The 3,052-nt window shown below is 72.5% G+C and carries 5 protein-coding genes and 1 tRNA gene; 3 read left to right on the top strand and 3 right to left on the bottom strand.

Going from position 1 to position 3,052, the window contains the following annotated elements:
- Positions 1 to 593, bottom strand: a 593-nt coding sequence (locus tag JWR86_RS11840; protein WP_299565497.1) for an alpha/beta fold hydrolase, incomplete at its 3' end; no start/stop codon positions are given.
- Positions 594 to 666: 73 nt separating this feature from the next.
- Positions 667 to 1,395: a TrmH family RNA methyltransferase gene (locus JWR86_RS11835; protein ID WP_299565494.1), complete on the bottom strand. Its 729-nt coding sequence runs from the start codon at positions 1,393 to 1,395 to the stop codon at positions 667 to 669.
- Between the two features lie 171 nt (positions 1,396 to 1,566).
- On the opposite strand from JWR86_RS11835, the gene JWR86_RS11830 reads away from it, so the two are divergent.
- Positions 1,567 to 1,643, top strand: a tRNA-Pro gene (locus JWR86_RS11830).
- Positions 1,644 to 1,667: 24 nt separating this feature from the next.
- Positions 1,668 to 1,973 (top strand): ETC complex I subunit, encoded by a 306-nt coding sequence (locus JWR86_RS11825; RefSeq protein ID WP_299565491.1) that lies wholly within the window; start codon positions 1,668 to 1,670, stop codon positions 1,971 to 1,973.
- Here JWR86_RS11825 and JWR86_RS11820 read toward each other — a convergent pair.
- On the bottom strand, positions 1,945 to 2,649 hold the full coding sequence (locus tag JWR86_RS11820; protein ID WP_299565488.1) for a DUF1796 family putative cysteine peptidase: 705 nt from the start codon (positions 2,647 to 2,649) through the stop codon (positions 1,945 to 1,947). The genes JWR86_RS11825 and JWR86_RS11820 overlap by 29 nt on opposite strands.
- Positions 2,650 to 2,825: 176 nt before the next feature.
- Here JWR86_RS11820 and JWR86_RS11815 point away from each other — a divergent pair.
- Positions 2,826 to 3,052: CinA family protein (locus JWR86_RS11815; RefSeq protein WP_299565485.1), on the top strand; the 227-nt coding region annotated here is incomplete at its 3' end.

The following is a 3,052-nucleotide window of genomic DNA, read 5'->3' as shown; positions in this document are numbered from 1 at the left end:
AGGTCAGCCAATTGCACGCCGCGGCTCTTCGCGTCCTTGGCAATGCCGCCCGGCATGGTGGCGAAGACCAGCTTCGGCGCCGGCAGGCCGCGGCTCTGGCTCTCGGCCGCGAGGTTCAGCGCGATGGCGGAGCCCGCGGAGTGGCCGAGCAGCGCGACCCGCGTGGTGTCCGGCTTCGCCTGGGGATCGTCCGCAAGCGCCGCCAGCGCCTCCTTGATCAGCGTCGCGGCGATCTCGGTCGCGTCGCCCGGACGGGTCCTGCCGACCGTCTGGAAGCCCGGATAGAGGACCAGGTGCCCCCGCCTGGCGAGGTGGTCGATCCAGCCGCCATAGACGACCGGGTTCACGGCGCCCCAGGCATGGAGCAGCACCACGACCATCCGGGGCTCCGGGGGCGCGGCGGCCAGGTGGTAGACATAGGTGGCGGCGCCGGTCCGGCCGACGGCCCGCTTCACCACCTCGGTGGTCGGGTCGCCCATGCTGCCGGGACCGGCCTTGGGCTGGCCCGGAGGGGTGGCGGCCTGCGCCCCGCCGAGCGTTGCCACGCCGAAGGCGAGAGCGGCGAGCCACCTCTGGAAGGCACGGCTGAACATCGCTGGGGCGGTCCGATCCGACTGAAGATGCGTTGGTGGGACCGCCCATAGCACTTTCGTTGCAGCCGCGCGCCTAGCCTTTTCGTCTCGGCCGGCTGCCGCTGAGCGCGCGCAGCACGCCGCGCCAGGTGCGGACGTCCTGCTCCGTCGGCGCCAGGCGGAGGAGCATGTCGCGCATGTTGCGGGTCATGCTCGGCCGCTTGCCGGCCGGGTAGTAGCCGACCGCGTCCAGCTCGCCCTCGAGCTGCGCGAACAGGCCGAGCAGGGCGGCGCGGGGAGCCGGGCTCGGCGCCGCCGGCACGGCCCCGACGTCCTCACCCGAACGGCGCCACTCGTAGCCGGCGAGCAGCACAGCCGCGGCGAGGTTGAGAGAGGTGAAGGCGGGATCGACCGGAAAGGTCAGGATCGCGTCCGCAACGGAGACGTCGTCGTTGCTGAGGCCGGTCCGCTCGCGCCCGAACAGGATCGCGGTCCGCTGGCCGGCCAGGCTGCGGCTTCGCAGCTCCGCCATGGCGTCCCAGGGCGTGAGGACCCGCTTCATCTGCCCGCGGCTGCGCGCCGTGGTGGCCACCACATAGGCGAGATCGCCCACCGCCTCGGCGGTGGACGCAAACGCGGCGGCCGCGTCGAGAATCGCGGTCGCGCCCGCGGCCGGGCTGCGCGCCCCCTCGTGCGGCCACCCCTCGCGGGGGGCCACGAGCCGCAATTCGGGAAGGCCGAAATTGGCCATGGCGCGGGCCGCCATGCCGATGTTCTCGGGCAGTTGCGGCTCGACCAGGATGATGGCGGGAGGCAGGGCCATGGGGCCATCTGCGACGGCGGAGCCGGGACGGCAAGCGGCAGGCCTCCGGCGACTTCGTGCGCACGTCCGTTCGGGTGACAGGGCGGACCGGACGACGCGCGCGGCCCTCGCCCCGCGACAGGTTGCAGGCGGAGGGCGAGCCGGGTAGGCAGTCGCAGTCGGACCATTGTTCGGGGCGTAGCGCAGTCTGGTAGCGCATCTGCTTTGGGAGCAGAGGGTCGCTGGTTCGAATCCGGCCGCCCCGACCAGGTCCAGCCACATACGAGTCACGCATGCCGGCCCGCATCTACAAGCCCGCCAAGGGTGCCACGCAATCCGGGCTCGCCCGGACCAAGCTGTGGCTGCTCGAGTTCGAGCAGGACAGCGCCCGGGAGATCGAGCCCCTGATGGGCTGGACCAGTTCGGCCGACACCCGCCAGCAGGTCCAGCTCCGCTTCGACACCAAGGAGGAGGCCGTCGCCTACGCCGAGCGCGAAGGCATCGCCTACCGGGTGGAGGAGCCGCAGGAGGTGACGCGGCGCCCGATGGCGTATTCGGACAATTTCAAGTTCAACCGGAACGGTGCCTGGACGCATTGACGGCTGCCGGCCCGGCGAGCTCGACCAGGGCCCGGCGAAGGACCGCGTCATCTGCCGGATCGGGGAAGCCGGTGCCCCGTGAGCGCCCGCCCACCCGAAGTTCCACGTCCCGCACCGGCAAGCCGGCCAGTTCGCGCACCCGCTCGCTCCAGCCGCGCTCTCCCGCGACCACGGCCGTGATGACGATCAGTTCGTCGCGGGACGGCCGCGCGGCCACAAGCGCCGCCAGCCGCTCGAGATCTGCCTCGTCCCAGGGCCGCTCGCTCATCATGTAGAGCTGGTTCCGGCGGTCGGTTCCAAGCGCCAGGCGCAGGCGCCGCACGGCGCGGTGCAGCGCCCGCATGTCGCCCGCATTCCCGGCCGGATCGTGGTGGTTGAAGATGGTCGGCAGGCCGTGCCGCTCCTCGTAGAACGGGTGCCGGCATTGCCGGCGGGCCCCGTTGGTCAGGCCCTCCGGCGGCACGCTCGTCAGCTCGGCCGGGTCGAGCAGCCGGGCAAAGTCGTCCTCCAGGCAGTCGGCGAGCAGGCCCGGCGTCGAGAAGATCCAGTCGAACGGCCCCGTCCAGCGCCGCAGCCCGGTGTCCCGCAGCGCCGCCGCGACGTGGCAGAACGTGCCGAAGGCCACGTGGTTGACGCGGCCCGGGGGCAGAACAAGCCACTCCTTGAGAAGGTTCACGCGTCTTCGCCCGTCATCGTGTTCGCCTGCGGCCGAGCCATCTACCGGGCCCGCACCGATATGGCGACGCGGCCGGCCGAGTGCCCGTGCGTGGGGCCGGACGCGTCCGGCGGCGTCCATCCGACGCGGCCATGGCCTTGCGTGACGGCAACCCCGGCGGGCCCTAAGGCTGAGACATGAACGAACTGACCGAGATCGCCCGGCGCGTCGCGCGCCGGCTTGAGGACCGTCGGGAGACGGTAGCGGTTGCGGAATCCTCCGCCGGCGGCCTGATCGCGGCAGCACTCCTCTCCCTGCCCGGCGCGTCCCGCTACTTCCTGGGCGGCGCCGTGGTGTACACGGCCGCGGCCCGCGAAGCTCTGCTCGGGATCGGACCCGACCGGATGGTCGGCATCCGGTCCGC

Source organism: Enterovirga sp., assembly GCF_028290205.1.
Lineage (GTDB): Bacteria > Pseudomonadota > Alphaproteobacteria > Rhizobiales > Beijerinckiaceae > Enterovirga.
Note: the sequence above shows the minus strand (reverse complement) of the source record. Positions and strands in the feature narration are given on the sequence as shown.

Coding starts and splice junctions, on each gene's coding strand:
- JWR86_RS11825 (WP_299565491.1), top strand. CDS start 1,668: ATGCCGGCCCGCATCTACAAGCCCGCCAAGGGTGCCACGCAATCCGGG.
- JWR86_RS11835 (WP_299565494.1), bottom strand. CDS start 1,395: ATGGCCCTGCCTCCCGCCATCATCCTGGTCGAGCCGCAACTGCCCGAG.